The 14,568-nt window shown below is 40.3% G+C and carries 23 protein-coding genes and 1 tRNA gene; 17 read left to right on the top strand and 7 right to left on the bottom strand.

The window, feature by feature from the left end; translation table 11 throughout:
• Positions 1-64 precede the first annotated feature (64 nt).
• The 3 genes from MHB41_RS11370 to MHB41_RS11360 all read left to right on the top strand — a co-directional run bounded on the left by MHB41_RS11370 (position 65) and on the right by MHB41_RS11360 (position 2,990).
• Entirely contained in the window at positions 65-1,189 is a 1,125-nt protein-coding gene (locus MHB41_RS11370; protein ID WP_340900159.1) for a M14 family zinc carboxypeptidase, read from the top strand.
• Between the two features lie 156 nt (positions 1,190-1,345).
• Complete coding sequence (locus MHB41_RS11365; RefSeq protein WP_061109350.1) at positions 1,346-2,599, top strand: MFS transporter; 1,254 nt, start codon at positions 1,346-1,348, stop codon at positions 2,597-2,599.
• 76 nt (positions 2,600-2,675) lie between these two features.
• The gene (locus MHB41_RS11360) at positions 2,676-2,990 is read left to right on the top strand and encodes an MTH1187 family thiamine-binding protein (protein WP_034280193.1); all 315 of its coding nucleotides are present in this window, start codon (positions 2,676-2,678) and stop codon (positions 2,988-2,990) included.
• Positions 2,991-3,013: 23 nt separating this feature from the next.
• Here the strand turns inward: MHB41_RS11360 and MHB41_RS11355 are convergent, their stop codons facing one another.
• Positions 3,014-3,187 (bottom strand): DUF2759 domain-containing protein, encoded by a 174-nt coding sequence (locus tag MHB41_RS11355; RefSeq protein ID WP_003217333.1) that lies wholly within the window; start codon positions 3,185-3,187, stop codon positions 3,014-3,016.
• Between the two features lie 157 nt (positions 3,188-3,344).
• On the opposite strand from MHB41_RS11355, the gene MHB41_RS11350 reads away from it, so the two are divergent.
• Positions 3,345-3,983, top strand: coding sequence for an MBL fold metallo-hydrolase (locus tag MHB41_RS11350; protein WP_024422981.1), 639 nt, complete (start codon positions 3,345-3,347; stop codon positions 3,981-3,983).
• 45 nt (positions 3,984-4,028) lie between these two features.
• Here MHB41_RS11350 and MHB41_RS11345 read toward each other — a convergent pair whose 3' ends face one another.
• Positions 4,029-4,271, bottom strand: coding sequence for a DUF2626 domain-containing protein (locus tag MHB41_RS11345; RefSeq protein ID WP_003217440.1), 243 nt, complete (start codon positions 4,269-4,271; stop codon positions 4,029-4,031).
• A 212-nt stretch (positions 4,272-4,483) separates the two neighbouring features.
• On the opposite strand from MHB41_RS11345, the gene MHB41_RS11340 reads away from it, so the two are divergent.
• Positions 4,484-4,864 (top strand): Spx/MgsR family RNA polymerase-binding regulatory protein, encoded by a 381-nt coding sequence (locus MHB41_RS11340; protein ID WP_007501232.1) that lies wholly within the window; start codon positions 4,484-4,486, stop codon positions 4,862-4,864.
• Positions 4,865-4,919: 55 nt separating this feature from the next.
• Here MHB41_RS11340 and MHB41_RS11335 read toward each other — a convergent pair.
• Positions 4,920-4,990, bottom strand: a tRNA-Gln gene (locus MHB41_RS11335).
• Positions 4,991-5,087: 97 nt separating this feature from the next.
• Between MHB41_RS11335 and MHB41_RS11330 the strand changes: the two genes are divergently transcribed.
• The 9 genes from MHB41_RS11330 to MHB41_RS11290 all read left to right on the top strand — a co-directional run bounded on the left by MHB41_RS11330 (position 5,088) and on the right by MHB41_RS11290 (position 10,352).
• A complete protein-coding gene (locus MHB41_RS11330) occupies positions 5,088-5,963 on the top strand; it encodes an STAS domain-containing protein (protein WP_024422979.1) in 876 nt (291 codons plus the stop codon).
• A gap of 177 nt (positions 5,964-6,140) precedes the next feature.
• Positions 6,141-7,211: a competence type IV pilus ATPase ComGA gene (comGA, locus tag MHB41_RS11325; RefSeq protein WP_041117979.1), complete on the top strand. Its 1,071-nt coding sequence runs from the start codon at positions 6,141-6,143 to the stop codon at positions 7,209-7,211.
• A complete protein-coding gene (gene comGB, locus MHB41_RS11320; protein WP_061109349.1) occupies positions 7,192-8,232 on the top strand; it encodes a competence type IV pilus assembly protein ComGB in 1,041 nt (346 codons plus the stop codon). Before comGA ends, comGB begins: the two co-directional genes overlap by 20 nt.
• 16 nt (positions 8,233-8,248) lie before the next feature.
• Positions 8,249-8,542, top strand: a complete 294-nt coding sequence (comGC, locus tag MHB41_RS11315) for a competence type IV pilus major pilin ComGC (RefSeq protein WP_061109348.1) — start codon at positions 8,249-8,251, stop codon at positions 8,540-8,542.
• On the top strand, positions 8,535-8,981 hold the full coding sequence (comGD, locus tag MHB41_RS11310; RefSeq protein ID WP_046311754.1) for a competence type IV pilus minor pilin ComGD: 447 nt from the start codon (positions 8,535-8,537) through the stop codon (positions 8,979-8,981). The genes comGC and comGD overlap by 8 nt, the downstream gene beginning before the upstream one ends.
• Positions 8,965-9,279, top strand: coding sequence for a competence type IV pilus minor pilin ComGE (comGE, locus tag MHB41_RS11305; RefSeq protein WP_041106865.1), 315 nt, complete (start codon positions 8,965-8,967; stop codon positions 9,277-9,279). The genes comGD and comGE overlap by 17 nt, the downstream gene beginning before the upstream one ends.
• The gene (gene comGF, locus MHB41_RS11300) at positions 9,191-9,718 is read left to right on the top strand and encodes a competence type IV pilus minor pilin ComGF (RefSeq protein ID WP_259407219.1); all 528 of its coding nucleotides are present in this window, start codon (positions 9,191-9,193) and stop codon (positions 9,716-9,718) included. Before comGE ends, comGF begins: the two co-directional genes overlap by 89 nt.
• Positions 9,715-10,098 (top strand): competence type IV pilus minor pilin ComGG, encoded by a 384-nt coding sequence (gene comGG, locus MHB41_RS11295; RefSeq protein ID WP_041117969.1) that lies wholly within the window; start codon positions 9,715-9,717, stop codon positions 10,096-10,098. Before comGF ends, comGG begins: the two co-directional genes overlap by 4 nt.
• 59 nt (positions 10,099-10,157) lie before the next feature.
• Positions 10,158-10,352, top strand: a complete 195-nt coding sequence (locus tag MHB41_RS11290; protein WP_046311750.1) for a YqzE family protein — start codon at positions 10,158-10,160, stop codon at positions 10,350-10,352.
• A 34-nt stretch (positions 10,353-10,386) separates the two neighbouring features.
• On the opposite strand, the gene MHB41_RS11285 is transcribed toward MHB41_RS11290, so the two are convergent.
• Entirely contained in the window at positions 10,387-10,665 is a 279-nt protein-coding gene (locus MHB41_RS11285) for a DUF3889 domain-containing protein (RefSeq protein WP_061109527.1), read from the bottom strand.
• 299 nt (positions 10,666-10,964) lie between these two features.
• On the opposite strand from MHB41_RS11285, the gene tapA reads away from it, so the two are divergent.
• Genes tapA through MHB41_RS11270 form a run of 3 tightly spaced genes read left to right on the top strand, consistent with a single transcriptional unit; the run spans position 10,965 to position 12,975 of the window.
• Complete coding sequence (tapA, locus tag MHB41_RS11280) at positions 10,965-11,492, top strand: amyloid fiber anchoring/assembly protein TapA (RefSeq protein ID WP_061109347.1); 528 nt, start codon at positions 10,965-10,967, stop codon at positions 11,490-11,492.
• A 52-nt stretch (positions 11,493-11,544) separates the two neighbouring features.
• On the top strand, positions 11,545-12,117 hold the full coding sequence (locus tag MHB41_RS11275; RefSeq protein WP_034280218.1) for a signal peptidase I: 573 nt from the start codon (positions 11,545-11,547) through the stop codon (positions 12,115-12,117).
• 57 nt (positions 12,118-12,174) lie between these two features.
• Complete coding sequence (locus MHB41_RS11270) at positions 12,175-12,975, top strand: TasA family protein (protein ID WP_034280222.1); 801 nt, start codon at positions 12,175-12,177, stop codon at positions 12,973-12,975.
• Between the two features lie 67 nt (positions 12,976-13,042).
• Here MHB41_RS11270 and sinR read toward each other — a convergent pair whose 3' ends face one another.
• From sinR to MHB41_RS11255, 3 genes are all read right to left on the bottom strand, one after another.
• Complete coding sequence (gene sinR / locus MHB41_RS11265; protein ID WP_024422969.1) at positions 13,043-13,378, bottom strand: transcriptional regulator SinR; 336 nt, start codon at positions 13,376-13,378, stop codon at positions 13,043-13,045.
• A gap of 33 nt (positions 13,379-13,411) precedes the next feature.
• Positions 13,412-13,576, bottom strand: coding sequence for an anti-repressor SinI family protein (locus MHB41_RS11260; protein ID WP_217008802.1), 165 nt, complete (start codon positions 13,574-13,576; stop codon positions 13,412-13,414).
• A gap of 183 nt (positions 13,577-13,759) precedes the next feature.
• Complete coding sequence (locus MHB41_RS11255; protein ID WP_034280228.1) at positions 13,760-14,557, bottom strand: YqhG family protein; 798 nt, start codon at positions 14,555-14,557, stop codon at positions 13,760-13,762.
• Between the last annotated feature and the right edge of the window lie 11 nt (positions 14,558-14,568).

Below are 14,568 nucleotides of genomic sequence, written 5' to 3'. Positions count from 1 at the left end.
TTTTAGAAGCAGGGGTTTTCTTTTTTTGCCTTCCGGCTCATATAGTATGAGAGGAGGGATGTAAATGAAGACAACGTCGTTTGGAAAAATTGAATGGCAGCTGGATGAAGCAGGGAGGGATGCTGTGGCAAAGCAGCTTGGCATAGGAAAAGCGGCTTTTCATTTATCAAATCAAACAAGCACTGATGAGCTTCTTTTACCAGGATATAGACTTCCAGAAGGAGTCCATGTATTTGATTCGATAGGTGATGTGCAGAGATTTATTGCACCTTACAGACTGCAGCAATCCGATGATTGGATCAATGGAACATTTGAATATGATAGCGCTCAATTAGAAGAAGAGCTGAGCCGCTTGAAAGCTGTATTTCCTTTTCTTCATATCAGCGTCATTGGCCATTCAGTGCTTGATACACCTATTTATGAGATCCGAACAGAGCCTGTTCAGCATTTACATTCTATTCATCTCAATGCCTCATTTCATGCAAATGAATGGATCACGACGTCTGTTTTATTAAAATGGCTGAAATCGCTTTGCTTAGCAGCGTCTGACCCAGTGCAGGCAAGACATTATGAAGCGGTTCATATCCTGCAGACCACCGCTTTATCCATCGTGCCAATGGTTAATCCAGATGGAGTCGATTTGGTACGTAATGGACCGGAGTCACTAGGTCTTCATCGTGAAGAATTCACACTGCTAAACGAGGGATATTCCGATTACCGGGAATGGAAAGCAAATATTCGAGGGGTGGATTTAAACAATCAATTCCCTGCTTATTGGGAAATCGAGTACTATCGTCATCAGTCGAAAGCACCGTCCTACCGGGATTATCCTGGGCGTGAGCCATTAACAGAACCAGAAGCGAAAGCGATGGCAAATCTTGCGTTGCGAAAACGATTTGACCGGCTGATCGCCCTTCATACACAAGGAGAAGAGATCTATTGGGGTTTTCTTGGCCATGAGCCAGCCATCTCAAAAGAAACGGTCAAACGATTCGAACTAGTGAGCGGCTACAAACCGATCCAATATCTCGACAGTTATGCAGGCTATCGCGATTGGTTTATTTATCAATTTCATAATGAGGGCTATACAGTCGAGCTTGGTCTAGGGAAAAATCCTCTTTCCATGGTTCAATTTGATTCGATCTATGAAAAAACAAAGCGGCTTTTGTGGGAAGCGTGTAAGTGTTAAAAGCACCTGTCTGGTGCTTTTTCATATTCTGAGAAACAATCAATTGCTTATGGTCAATAAAAACAATGTTGAAGCAATTGACGAAGGTCTCCTTGTAAGCTATTGTGAAAGATATGGATGTAAAAAAAAGGATATGATTTAGGGAGATGTCGACTATTGAGTGCGCAAAGCCTGTGGAAAAGAAATTTTACTTATTTATTTGTTTCTAAAATGTGCAAAATTACGGCTGATAGTTTATCTTTCAACACCATCTTGTGGCTTTTAGTACTAGGAGGGAAAGGGGCCATAGGGACAGCTTTTTTTATTGCGGTCAGCTTTGTCCCTCAAGCGATTGTTGGGCCATTTATTTCGCCCATGATGAAGCCGCATCAATTGAAATTCTGGATGTGCTTTGCTGATTTAACAAGAGCAGCGATTATCCTTGTAATTGTGGTTAGTTACTTTTATGGTTTCACGCCATTAGTCCTCATCATTGGCTGTATGCTGCTGCATTCGGCGACAGGAGGCTCCTATGAACCGGCATCTGTATCGATTATTCCAAAGCTTGTCCATGAGGACTTCATACAAAAAGCGAATGCAACCATCCAATCAGCAAGTCATGTAGTAAGACTTGTGACGGTCACGATTTGTGGTGTCATGATTGCATTTGTAGGCGTAGGTTATACAATGCTTGTGATCATTCCACTTTACCTTTTGTCCGCTTTATTGGTGTTCATGATTTCATATCAAACAGACGTCATCATCGATAAAGCCAAAAAAGGATTATCTTACAGCAAAAGATTAATTCGAGGTTTTTCACTTGTTAGAAGCCACCATATTTTGTTTCCATTAGCGATTTTTTGTGTCTGCTCAAACTTTGCTGCGGCACCATGGGAAGCATTGTCTGTTATTTATTTAACGGAAGACTTACATAGTGGACCGGTCGTCTATTCATTCATCAAAGTCACAACTGCACTAGGCGCATTTTTGATGGGGTTTGTTTTGACAAAGATAAAAGTGAATCGGTATGGATTGCTGTTTATAGGCGCTGGGATCGTTGATGGAATCGCCTTCTTCATCACAGGTATGAACGCATTGTTGCCTCTTGTGTTTATATCAGCTTTTGCTTTAGGAGCAGCCATTAGTGCAGTTAACGTACCCGAACATACGATGATTCAATTGTCAGTAAAGGCAGAGGATCAGCCGCAAGTGTATGCGATCATCAACATGATTTCCTACTTAATGATTCCGTTAGGCGCCCTCCTTGGCGGCTATATGGCAACAATATTTGGATCTGGGTATGTCATTGCGGCCGGCGGCATCATTGAAGCTGTTTCAGGTATATGCCTGCTTCTGTTTACAAAGATCGGGAAGGTAGAGAGAGCGGATTTGACGATAGAACGAGACAAACCTGCCGTAAACGTAACGTAAGCATGGCATGATTGAATGAGGATAGGTTACAATGAGGACGAGAAAACATGAGAATTTAATGGAAAGGGGAAAAATTATGGCTATAGCAGACGTCACCATCATTCCGATAGGCACTGAAACACCAAGTGTCAGTGCTTATGTAGCAGATGTACAAAGAATTTTAGAAGGCTTTCAACAAGAAGGGAAAATCAAATTTCAATTAACACCGATGAATACGTTAATTGAAGGCGAATTATCCGTTTTATTTGAGGTCATTCAGCGCATTCATGAAGCCCCTTTTGAAAAGGGATTGCACCGAGTAGCGACCAATATTCGCATCGATGACAGACGGGATCAAACCACAACACTTACAAGCAAATTAGAAAGCGTGAATAAGCATTTAAATCAATAAAAAAGCCTGCTATAAGCAGGCTTTTAATGTGCGGTTGGATAACCGCTATAGATGATGGTCATGACAGTGAACCATCCAAAAACCAAAAATGTAGCGCCTGCAAAAGCGATGGCAAGTACGTTCACTTTTTTTAGTGAGCGATAGATGCCGAGCGCAGCTAAAATCGTGACTAGACCAAAAATAATGACGAGCATCATGTGAAAGTCCCCCTTTGTCATCAATCCCCTTGATTTCCTTTCTTTTCATTTTAACCGTTTTCATAAAGCTTGTCGAGTAGATTCCAGTTGACGATTGTTTGAATTTTTATTGAATAGCCTTCATAATAAAAAAGAATGAATAAAGTAGGTGATGAAAATGAATTGGAGAAGAATGCCACTAGGCTATGTACAAGCGAACGCATATATTTGGAAAAATGAGCAGGGAGAATGCTTAATTTTTGATCCAGGCGGTGAAGCGCAAAAGCTGATTTCCTATGTAAAAGAAAAACAGCTTACACCGCTTGCTGTCTTATTGACACATGCTCATTTTGATCATATTGGCGCGGCAGATGAGGTGCGCGAAGAGTGGGGAGTGCCGCTGTATGTACACGAAAATGAAAAAGAATGGCTCACGAACGCTGAATTAAACGGTTCAGCTCGATTGATTGGGAATGGAATTACGGTCAAAGAAGCTGAAAAATTGATTACGTCAGAAGGAACGCTTCAAATTGGGTCGTTTACATTAGAAATGTTCCATACACCAGGGCATTCACCAGGCAGTGTGTCTTACTATTCGGCGGAAGAGGGCTTTGTTATTTCTGGTGACACGCTATTTGAAGGCGGCATCGGGAGAACAGATTTAGTAGGCGGCAGTCAGGAAGTGCTGCTACAATCAATCCATCAAAAATTATTGTCATTGCCAGAATCAACTCTTGTTTTAAGCGGACATGGCGGGGAAACGACTGTGCTGACGGAGCAGGAGCAAAATCCGTTTATTAATGGATTTTCTCTTTAAACGTATGAAAAAAAGCATCTCTTTTTATAGAGATGCTTTTTTCAATTAATGTCCGGTACCGGGAACCATGATGAAAATCGAATAATATGTAAATCCGGCAAAGAAAATCGTCAAGTACGCTCCGAAAATGTAAATATACATTCTTTCGGATAAATTCAAGTAGGATAAAAATACAAAAAGAACGGTTTGACCGAAGAATAACAGCGATGCATCTTTCATATGTCCTAAATAGAACATGACAGCAAAAATACCCGTCCAAAAGCCAAGCACGCGGAACATGCGATTCATTTCTTTCCCTCCCCTTAAAAACCCCTTTGATTCATATTATAGCTGATCATCACTTGTTATGTAAACATTTACATTTTTGACATCATGTGAACAATTTATTTTGAATGCAGAAAAAATTTTTTTGAAAAAATGATGAAAAAGTGTTTATGCCGAAAAACATGAGGGTACTTACTCCATAAGAGAAAAGGTTAACGACCTAAGGAGGAAGACTAATGAGTGACATTACTTTTTATTCATACCCGAGCTGCACGTCTTGCCGCAAAACAAAACATTGGTTAAAGGCGAATCAAATTGATTTTAAAGAGCGTCACCTTTTCAGAGAAACGCCAACACTAGATGAATTAAAAAAGATTCTTTCTTTAACAACAGAGGGAATGGATGAAATTTTAGCCACACGAAGTCAGGCTTTTAAAAGCTTAAATTTAAATATTAATGACTTAAAAGTAAACGAGGTCTTACAGCTTCTCATTGAAAAACCAAAGCTGCTCCGGAGACCAATCATCATTGATGGGAATAAATTAGTGGTCGGCTATAATCCCGGAGAACTTATGAAAATATCAAAGAAGAAAGCGATTCATCAATCGGTATCCTAATAAAAAACGAAGATCAGCTGAAACAAGCTTCAGCCGTCTTCGTTTTTGTGCTGAACTGGGCTAGCTGGGTTCGAACCAACGATCACGGAGTCAAAGTCCATTGCCTTACCACTTGGCTATAGCCCAATATCAAACGTGTAATGTTATTGTTCACCATCTGCGGTCATTTATACATAAAAGTTGTATGTCACGAGTTTTAGTGAAAAAGGAGCGAAAGAAATAAATGAAAAATGAAAAATCAAAGCAATTATACGAATTTATCCTAAAAGAAGCCCCTGTCATGACCGAAGAATGGCTAAAAACAAGAACAGAAGAAGGCTCATTATATTCTAAACATGCTTCAGAGGAAACGGAAAAGAAGCTGAAGGAACAGAACACAGCGTTTATTCAAACCATTGCAGCCACGCTTGTGACACTGTCTGACAAAGTAGAAAACCATTTGAAAAAGTGGTCTGTTGATATTGCACGTGATCGAGCAGTGCACGAGGTGCCGTTATATGAAATCATTGGACAGTTTAAGATTTTCCGCCACATTTTCTGTTCGAGAATTGAGACATTCACCCAAGAAACAGAGCTTGAAGTGACGCTGCAAGATGTGTGTCAGTGGAATCAGCACTTTCACGCCACATTTGATGACATGATTGAGCGTTTATCAGAAGAATATGACCGCGTGACACTTAGTCAGCTGAATGCACAAAGAGAGATGATTCAAGAGCTAAGTGCCCCAGTTATTCCAGTATCAAAGGAAATTGGGATTTTGCCGCTGATTGGGGAAATCGATACGTACCGGGCCAAAATCATTCTGGAGTCCGTACTAGAACAGGCTTCAAGACTGCGTCTAACACACTTATTTATTGATATTTCTGGTGTTCCCGTTGTTGATACGATGGTGGCTTATCAGCTGTTTAAAGTGGTCGATAGTGCGAAGCTGCTAGGAATTGAGACGATTATTTCAGGCATCCGCCCAGAGATCGCTCAAACTGTAGTGAAACTCGGCATTGATTTCTCAAAAGTAAATACTGAGCATAGCCTTGCAAAAGCGTTAGAAAAAAGAGGATTTCGTATCTTTGAAGAGCAGCCGCAAGAAGCCACATCATGACCAAAAAACCTGTACTTGTAAAAGTCAGGTTTTTTTATATGCTCTTTTCTAAAAAATGATGTAATGCATCGTGAGTTGAGGGTTTTCATCATTGTTTAGTCATTAAAATCATAAATTGCTCTTTTGTCATTCACGTTCCGCCATTCTACAATGTGATCAGAGAAAGGAGTGATCCACTTGTATGGGATTGAATATTTAAGGCAAGAGCTGCTAGAAGAAGCATGCCGCATGAGGGCTTCTGATGTGCATATTGTGCCAAAAGAAAAGGAAGCTTCGGTGTCATTTCGTGTTGATTCAGATTTAATCCAGCAGCGAACCATTGATAAAAAAAGCGGAGAGAGGCTTATTGCACATTTTAAGTTTTTATCTTCTATGGATATCGGGGAAAAAAGGAGGCCGCAAAATGGCTCACTAGCTGTGATGCTAAGAAACGGTCAAGTGTTTATTCGGATGTCTACCTTGCCGACAGTGAATGATGAGAGCTTAGTGATTAGAATTTTACCGCAGGATCATGTTCCGAAAATAAAACATCTATCATTATTTCCGAAAGCCTCAGCCAGATTATTATCCTTTTTAAACCACTCGCATGGACTCATTTTATTTACTGGGCCAACAAATTCAGGGAAAACAACAACACTATATTCATTGATTCAGTTTGCAAAAAAGAATTTTAACCGAAATATTATTACCCTTGAAGATCCTGTCGAAACAAGGAATGAAGAAGTGCTGCAGGTTCAAGTGAATGAAAAAGCCGGCATCACGTATGCCGCTGGATTACGCGCTATTTTAAGACATGATCCAGATGTGATTGTGCTAGGAGAAATAAGAGATGCTGAAACGGCCAGAACGGCGATTAGAGCAGCACTGACAGGCCATTTAGTATTGAGTACGCTCCATGCAAAAAATGCAAAAGGAGCCCTTTACCGCATGCTTGAATTTGGTGTGACGATGAATGAACTTGAACAAACAATGGTTGCGATTGCTGCCCAGCGATTAATCGAGCTCACCTGTCCTTTTTGCGGAGAAAGATGTCAGCTTTACTGTAAATTAAATCGACCGATCAGACGAACAAATGTATTTGAGCTGCTGTTCGGAAAAGAGCTTGGTGAGTGTATCAAGGAGGCTAAAGGAGAATATGCTCACTCGTCATATGAAACACTGCAAAGATTAATTCGTAAAGGAGTGGCACTCGGCTATTTATCAAAAAACACTTACCATCGCTGGGTTTATGAAGAAGCGAGCCTCTAAAGTATGGTCTAAAAAGGATCAAGCTGAATGCCTATCAAAACTGGCTCAATTAATTCAGGCTGGATATACATTGATTGAGGCATTAGTGATGGTGAATATCCAGTTATCAAAACAACAGCGGCAGCAATTAAAACTAGGTATTCAGTGGCTGCACGAAGGCGAGCCTTTTTATGTAGTGCTGGAGAGACTCCATTTTCAGAGGGAAGTCATCGCTATACTATGTTTTTCTGAGAAGCATGGCAGTCTAGCCCGTGCTTTAGAACAAAGCGCCCGTTTTTTAGAGAAAAAAATCAAACAGTTAGACACGTTTAAACGTATGTTACGTTACCCGCTTTTCCTCATCTTCACGGTTTTGGTCGTGCTGGTACTCGTTCAGCAAATGATCATTCCTCAATTTTCTGTTTTGTACTCATCGATGGATACCCGCATGTCTTGGCTGATTCAAGGGATGTTCGGACTATTTCAATTCCTTCATGCTTTTCTGCTCATCACTAGTTGTCTGTGTATCTGTCTTATTGGATATTATGCTGTTTTTTTTAGGAAAAAGTCGACCCTTGAGAAATTGAGGGTGATGAGTAAGCTGCCTTTTTTATATAAAGGGATGCAGCTGATGCATACGTACCTTTTTTCTCTTCAGCTCAGCGGACTGCTTCAGGCTGGGTTATCGATGTACGAAGGTTTGCAAGCTTTTAAACAGCAAAGCTACCTGCCTTTTCTTCAAGAAATAGGTGAACAAATGATGGAAGAGTTAAGAAAAGGAGAAAGCATGGCCCATCAAGTAAGCGTGTCTCCTTTTTTCGAAAAACATTTTGCAGCCATTATCAAACATGGTGAAGCCAGCGGAATGCTTGCGAGAGAAATGTATACGTACAGCCAATTTCTATTAGAGAATGCAGAGCTAAAAATTGAAAAATGGATTTCTTGGCTGCAGCCAGTTATTTATGGGATAACAGCACTTCTTATACTCATCGTGTATTTATCTATTCTTTTACCAATGTATCAACTAATGGAGCAAGTGTAAGAAGGAGGACAGAGACATGAATGATAAAGGATTTACCCTGTTAGAAATGTTAATAGTCATGCTTGTAATATCCATTCTTTTACTCATTACCATACCGAATATTACACGTCATCACCAAGCTATTCAGGAAAAGGGCTGTGAAGGGCTTAAATCAATGGTCAGCACACAAGTGATGGCATATGAATTGGAGCATGATGGGAAGACGCCATCTTTAGCTGAATTAGAAAAAGAAGGTTATGTCAAAAAAGGATTAACTTGTCCTAATGGAAAAGCGATTGTCATTCAAAACGGCAACGTGAAGCATGAATAAATTATTTTTACATGAGAAGGGTTTTACCCTGTTTGAACAGCTGATGATCTTACTTGTTTTATCGATTGTATTGTCGATCATGGGAGGGAAAATCCCTAATATAATAGAAAACGCTGAAGCAAAAAGGCAAGTAAACATCATGAAACAAGATCTTCAATTGGCATCATATACTGCATTTATCAAAAAAACACGTGTGCATGTTGAGATCCATCCGCCGCATGTATCTTATCAGGTAATAGATCAAAAGAGTAACGAAGTCATTGCTTCTTATCAGCATAAAAAGGGCAGCATCAAAACTTCTACATTCTCGCAAGGTATCTATTTTAATGCAAAGGGACATCCAAGCAGCGGTGGATCTCTCATTGTCGAATTTGGCAGTCAATCGTATAAACTGACGATTTATTTAGGAAGCGGGCGAATTCATGTTCAAAAACAATAGAGGATTTAGTACGTTTGAGACGCTGTTTGCCTGTCATCTCTTTCTATTTGCTGCCCTAGTGCTCATGCCAGCCTATGAAAAACTCATGATGGGGAAAAAGGAAGTGAGAGCCAAGCTTGAAGCTTATCAGGTTTTACATGAACAGATGAATGAAGCGTTCATAAATGGGACAACATCTTCCATCAAAAAGAAGAGAGGCGAGATCACATATGTTTTCAATTGGCGTAAACAGAAGGGATGTGTTTCATACAAAGTACAAAAAAAAGAGACCATATGCTTTCGGCATGTGGAGCGATGACAAAGCTTTTACCCTTTTACAAGCTTTGTGGCAGCTGCAGCTATTTCTATTTCTTTCTTTTGGCTGTGGGCTGATCTTTTCAGCAGCTGAGAAAGCTCGTCCATTTGAAGACATCAATCGATTTTCCCAAATGGAATGGAAACAGACTGTCCTGCAATTAGATGAGGAATTAAGTCGTGCAGAAGCTGTCAAATCAGTGAAAGGAGGAAAAGTGTTAGAGTATATTTCTGATCAAGGGCGAGTGGTAACAATTGAGCCATACCAAGAAATGCTTCGAAAACGAACGGATCAGGCTGGACATCTTCCTTTATTGCACAAGGTGAAACAATTTCACGTGAGAACGAGTCAGCATAGAGCGATTCTAAAAGTCACAGATGGATCTGGTAAAGTGTATGAAGCCGTTTTTTTCACATATAAAGGAGTGGTTCGTAAATCGTGAAAAGGGAGGAAGGGTTTATCTATCCGCATGTACTTGCGGCGATTTTATTTTTTCTCTTGATCCTAGGGGCGATAACGATGGGGTTTCAAAAAGAACTGAAAAGTGCAGAGCTTACGATTTCTTTTTATAAAAAACAGCAGCTTTTTAGGGTGGGTGTGAGTGAAGCTGCCAGCACAGTAGAACGTATTTGTGCGGAACAGAAAACCCATATTGATACTGAAGAAGGCCGTGTGACATTGAAGCGGATGAAATGCGATCTTAAGAAAAAACTTGTCCTTGTTTTGGTGAAGGTGAAAACAAAAGATGGTTTATCCGATGAGCGTGAACTGATGCTGGATTGGAAGACCGGTGAAATCATGAGATGGGCAAATCCTGATTAGCCAGTGTATAAAATCATCCTCTTCCTGGTAAGACTTGAAGGAAGAAGAGGTGAAAGTGCTTGAAAACAAATGACTATGTAAAATATATGACGCAGGAAATCATTAAATATATGAATACACCACGTGACGAACGGAAGGAACACAAACAAGAAAAAATAGAAACGAAACCGCCGTTTTCACAGCGTTTATTTGGGGTTCTGCCGTTTGGCTTATCCATGATGCTTAAAAAACGCCAGCGCCATCAACGAAAGTAAAAAGCCGCCCAGCAGGCGGTTTTTCTATGCCGTTTTAGCTGTATTCCTCCACAACAATCACTTTATTCACCTTGTTTGAGTAAGGATTATAGGAAATGGTGACAAACACCCCAAATTCCTTTGTATGGTCTTTTAAGGTAATATGATACTGCTTCACAGATTCCTTATCGCGGTGGCGGTCCCATACTTTTTGTTTAAATAATACTTGCGTTAGCGGGTATCTTTTTTTTGCTTCTTTGACTGCCCGCGTTTCCCATTGATCTGCGGCGGCAGTCAAACCTCTCGCATCAACGGGTTTGAACTCTAGCATCATAGGACTCAGCAGTAAACTGAGCATGATTATGATTTTTCCATATTGCACTTAACATCACCTCACCTCTTCATATCCTGACCAAATCCTACATTTTTATGTAAGTTTTAAGAAGTACAAATGTCACACAAAAAAATATTGAATATGGTGAAAAAATGAGAAAATGGGAGAATTTTCTCGTAATGGTTCTTGTTTAAGAACAAAATGGACTAATTTGACGTTTTGGGTTTTATAGGTATTTCCTTATACTGTATATAATCGTTCTTTTTAAAGAACATAAGTTCAAGGAGTTGAAGGAATGAATGAAACAGTCGCTCTTTGTACTCTTTTGTGCCATTTGTTTGATTTTGACGTCTTCCATCATGACACCAACAAATGCTTCTTTTAACGATGTCGAGCACAAAAACTTTGTCATGAAAACATGTGAAAATTTTGAACAGACAGACCAGCATTGTCAGCCTAAAAAATGGGATCAAAGTCAATTGGAGCTTATCGATCAAACGATGATCGAAGAAACAGTCTGCGCACCTCAAAAACTGAGCATGACACTAAAAAATAGTGGACAGCCTATTGCGTACTCTGAATGGAAGTGGGAATTACATAAAATAGGAAATGATCAGAAGCCATTACAAGATGGTCATATTCTTGAAAAGGGCTCCATAAAGTCCCTGTTGTCGCAAGAAACAGCGACTGTCACGACAGATAAAGCAAAAACAAATGGAAGCTATGCATTTAAAATCTATTATCCTAAAGGGTTTGGCGCATCTGATCAGGCGTACTTTTGGTCTAAACCGATGGTGCTCTCAAAGTGTCAAGAAAAGGCGTCCTGAATGGAGCTGTCTTTTAAAGGGAAAAAATGATAGGCGAAGGGGAGAAGGGGTTATGAAAAAATGGATGAAGATGTCTGGGAGTATTCTTTATGTGATGGTGTTCACGGTGATGATAGCCTCTATTATTGTCGTGTTGTCATCAAGAACAACAGGAGGAGAACCTCAGATCTTCGGTTATCAATTGAAGCAAGTATTATCAGGTTCGATGGAACCAGAATTTTCAGCTGGGTCACTGATTGTCGTAAAACAGGTCGCCTCACCTGAGACGCTCAAAAAAGGAGATATTATTACGTTTCAAACAAAGCAGGATCAGTCCTTTGTGACCCACCGAATTGTTGGGGTGAAGGGAAAGGGTGCATATAAAGCGTTTGAGACGAAGGGTGACAACAATATGTATCAGGACGGCACGCTGGTAAAAGCGGATCAGGTAACTGCGCAGTATATGGGAGTGAACATTCCTTATGCGGGTAAGCTTCTTTCGTATGCAGGGACATCTGCTGGAACTGCTTTACTCCTTATCATACCAGGTGTCATGCTGCTCGTTTATTCAACCATTCATTTTGTGGGCGCAGCGAAACATCGTAGACACACGGCTGATGTACATATGAAAGAGGAACAAGCTTAAATCGTTTGTAACCTAATCAGGTTTCAATAAAACAATAAATTAGGGGGTTTATTATTCATGGCAATGAAGAAATCAATTCGTTTAGGTGTATTATCAGGGGCTTTAGGTCTTGCATTAATTGGCGGGGGAACATGGGCGGCGTTTAATGATATTGAAAAGGCAAACGCGGTCTACTCAACAGGAGAGCTGGATTTATCTGCTAAAGAGAACTCCGGCGCCATCAACCTTGCGAACTTAAAACCTGGTGATCGGATCAAGAAAGAATTTCATTTTGATAATAAGGGATCATTAGCGATAAACCAAGTGCTGATGAGTCTTGATTATAGCCAGTTTACAGATGGATCTTCCGCGAAGAATGGCGGTAAAAATACAGCTGAAGAATTTCTCAGCCAGTTTCAGGTGAGTGTTCTTACGGTTGGAGCCGAAGGTGGAAATGGTTATCCGAAAAATATTATTTTAGACCATGCAAACCTGCTTGACTTGCATCAATTAACGTCAAAACAGGATCAGACCGCATTTGAAAAGCTTCGTCATGCCGTCGATGAGAAGTTTTTACATGAAAGTGGGAAAATTAATGTAGCAACTGTTGATGGAACAGTGGCTCCAGAGTATGACGGCATTCCAAAGAATCCGTTTGATTACGATAAAGTGGAAATGATCATTGAATTTATCAATGACCAGACGAAGGATAAAGCTGGTCACTATATCCAAAATAAATACCAAGGCGATGCGATTCAAATTGATCTTTCCTTCGAAGCGACTCAGTGGAATGGTTTAACGATCAATCCAAAAAAGCATACGGATGAAAAAGGCTACGTGAAAGAAAACGAAAAAGCACACAGCGAAGATAAAAAATAAAGCCAGTCTTTAGGCTGATATCAAGGTCTGCATAGCAATTGGAGGAGTATGCGCTAAAACGTGCGCTTTACTCCTCTTCTTGCTTTTTTCTCCAGATTTGATAATCTAAAAATTCACGAAATTGCTTTTTCGAAACCCCTGATGTCATTGCATCTCGAACTAGTTTTTCCCATTCACTATCTAATTGACCATCGTATTCGGTTTCATCTTTTTCGTTTAAAAGTGTATGAACCGAGACGTCCAGAACAGCGGAGACTTTTTCAAGAAATTGAATGGAGGGGTTTGTTTGCAAGTTTCTTTCTATTGAGCTTAAATAAGACTTCGCTACCCCAGCCTTTTCGGCCAGTTCTGATAGTGAGTAGCCTTTTTCATTGCGGTATTGTTTAATACGCTGGCCAATCAATGTCATCACCTTCCTTTCGATATTATAGCACATTCAGAAAGGTTTGATAGAATGACTTCTTACCAGAGGGGGAGACTCAGAGGACTTTTCATTTGATTTGAGGAAATGACGGACTTCTTCAACTGTTAGTCCTGCCTTGCGAGCTTCGCGTAATAATTGAATCCATTCACTGTCTAATTTTTTCGTTTTCTTTTCCATACAAATACCCTCCTAAAATACTGAATCATGTATTTCAGGCACTTAACGCATGAAATGGAAAGACATAGGTGGTAAGACCTCATAGTTTGCTTGCGTCATGTTTCCGCCCAATACAAACAGACAAACTTTGCTTTAGACTGATCGAAAATTGTATGTCACATAAAAGGGGAGGGGGACCATGAGTCAACCTCCTCTTTTTTGCTGTAAGTAAAAAAGTCCGCCATTTTCAATCGTAAGACTGATTTTTGGTTCATATAAAGTTTTAAGTGCTTGTCTTTCTATTTCATATTCTACAGATGTGTCTGAAGTCCCTTCATAAAATTGGTTTAAAAGTTCGGAGTCTTCCTTCCATTTTTGAACGGCTCGAACTGCCCAGTCATCTGGCTCTTCATGGGCATAACGCTCCATGAGGCTGTAGAGCCGTTTGATTCCGCTTTCTGGCTTAATCATTGTACTCATCGTAAAGCAATAATCGGGAATTTGAGATGACAGCTCACGAGCTTCCAGCTTCTCTTGAAATTGTTCAATGACTTCTCCGCGAATGAGATGAAGGCCTAATGATAAAAGCTTATCCTTCTTCCGGTCTGCCAGATAAGAGATTTTTACATTGAGACCAAGCCATGGCTCAAGGGCGATCTGGTTGTTCGTGAGCGGGCTGACTCGTTCATAAAGCCGGATAAAACGGCCCTGCTCTTTGACCGCCTCAAATATTTGAAATAACCGTGGGGAGCCGAAATGGATAAATTCACCACTGGTCGTATCACCCGCTTTTTTTTGATCTGTGATGAATGTCAACTGCCGCGGTTCAGGTACACCGCCAGTTTTTTCAAGCCAGTGCCAATAAAAAGGACGGTTCATAATTAATTTATCCATTTCGATTGTCAGCTGTACGGTCATATGTCCTGCACTTTCTTCTAATATGCTGCATTGATTCGCCTTGAAAAAACGGAGAAGAAAGGTGTGAATGTCATGCTGCTCCATTGATCAACTCT

The sequence above is a fragment of the Bacillus sp. FSL H7-0578 genome (assembly GCF_038630855.1).
Lineage (GTDB): Bacteria > Bacillota > Bacilli > Bacillales > Bacillaceae > Bacillus > Bacillus safensis.
This window is presented reverse-complemented; position numbering and strand designations above follow the sequence as displayed.

Coding starts and splice junctions, on each gene's coding strand:
- MHB41_RS11370 (WP_340900159.1), top strand. CDS start 65: ATGAAGACAACGTCGTTTGGAAAAATTGAATGGCAGCTGGATGAAGCA.
- MHB41_RS11360 (WP_034280193.1), top strand. CDS start 2,676: ATGGCTATAGCAGACGTCACCATCATTCCGATAGGCACTGAAACACCA.
- MHB41_RS11355 (WP_003217333.1), bottom strand. CDS start 3,187: ATGATGCTCGTCATTATTTTTGGTCTAGTCACGATTTTAGCTGCGCTC.
- MHB41_RS11350 (WP_024422981.1), top strand. CDS start 3,345: ATGAATTGGAGAAGAATGCCACTAGGCTATGTACAAGCGAACGCATAT.
- MHB41_RS11345 (WP_003217440.1), bottom strand. CDS start 4,271: ATGAATCGCATGTTCCGCGTGCTTGGCTTTTGGACGGGTATTTTTGCT.
- MHB41_RS11340 (WP_007501232.1), top strand. CDS start 4,484: ATGAGTGACATTACTTTTTATTCATACCCGAGCTGCACGTCTTGCCGC.
- MHB41_RS11330 (WP_024422979.1), top strand. CDS start 5,088: ATGAAAAATGAAAAATCAAAGCAATTATACGAATTTATCCTAAAAGAA.
- comGB (WP_061109349.1), top strand. CDS start 7,192: ATGAAGAAGCGAGCCTCTAAAGTATGGTCTAAAAAGGATCAAGCTGAA.
- comGC (WP_061109348.1), top strand. CDS start 8,249: ATGAATGATAAAGGATTTACCCTGTTAGAAATGTTAATAGTCATGCTT.
- comGD (WP_046311754.1), top strand. CDS start 8,535: ATGAATAAATTATTTTTACATGAGAAGGGTTTTACCCTGTTTGAACAG.
- comGE (WP_041106865.1), top strand. CDS start 8,965: ATGTTCAAAAACAATAGAGGATTTAGTACGTTTGAGACGCTGTTTGCC.
- comGF (WP_259407219.1), top strand. CDS start 9,191: ATGTTTTCAATTGGCGTAAACAGAAGGGATGTGTTTCATACAAAGTAC.
- MHB41_RS11285 (WP_061109527.1), bottom strand. CDS start 10,665: ATGATGCTAGAGTTCAAACCCGTTGATGCGAGAGGTTTGACTGCCGCC.
- tapA (WP_061109347.1), top strand. CDS start 10,965: ATGAAACAGTCGCTCTTTGTACTCTTTTGTGCCATTTGTTTGATTTTG.
- MHB41_RS11275 (WP_034280218.1), top strand. CDS start 11,545: ATGAAAAAATGGATGAAGATGTCTGGGAGTATTCTTTATGTGATGGTG.
- MHB41_RS11270 (WP_034280222.1), top strand. CDS start 12,175: ATGGCAATGAAGAAATCAATTCGTTTAGGTGTATTATCAGGGGCTTTA.
- MHB41_RS11260 (WP_217008802.1), bottom strand. CDS start 13,576: ATGGAAAAGAAAACGAAAAAATTAGACAGTGAATGGATTCAATTATTA.
- MHB41_RS11255 (WP_034280228.1), bottom strand. CDS start 14,557: ATGGAGCAGCATGACATTCACACCTTTCTTCTCCGTTTTTTCAAGGCG.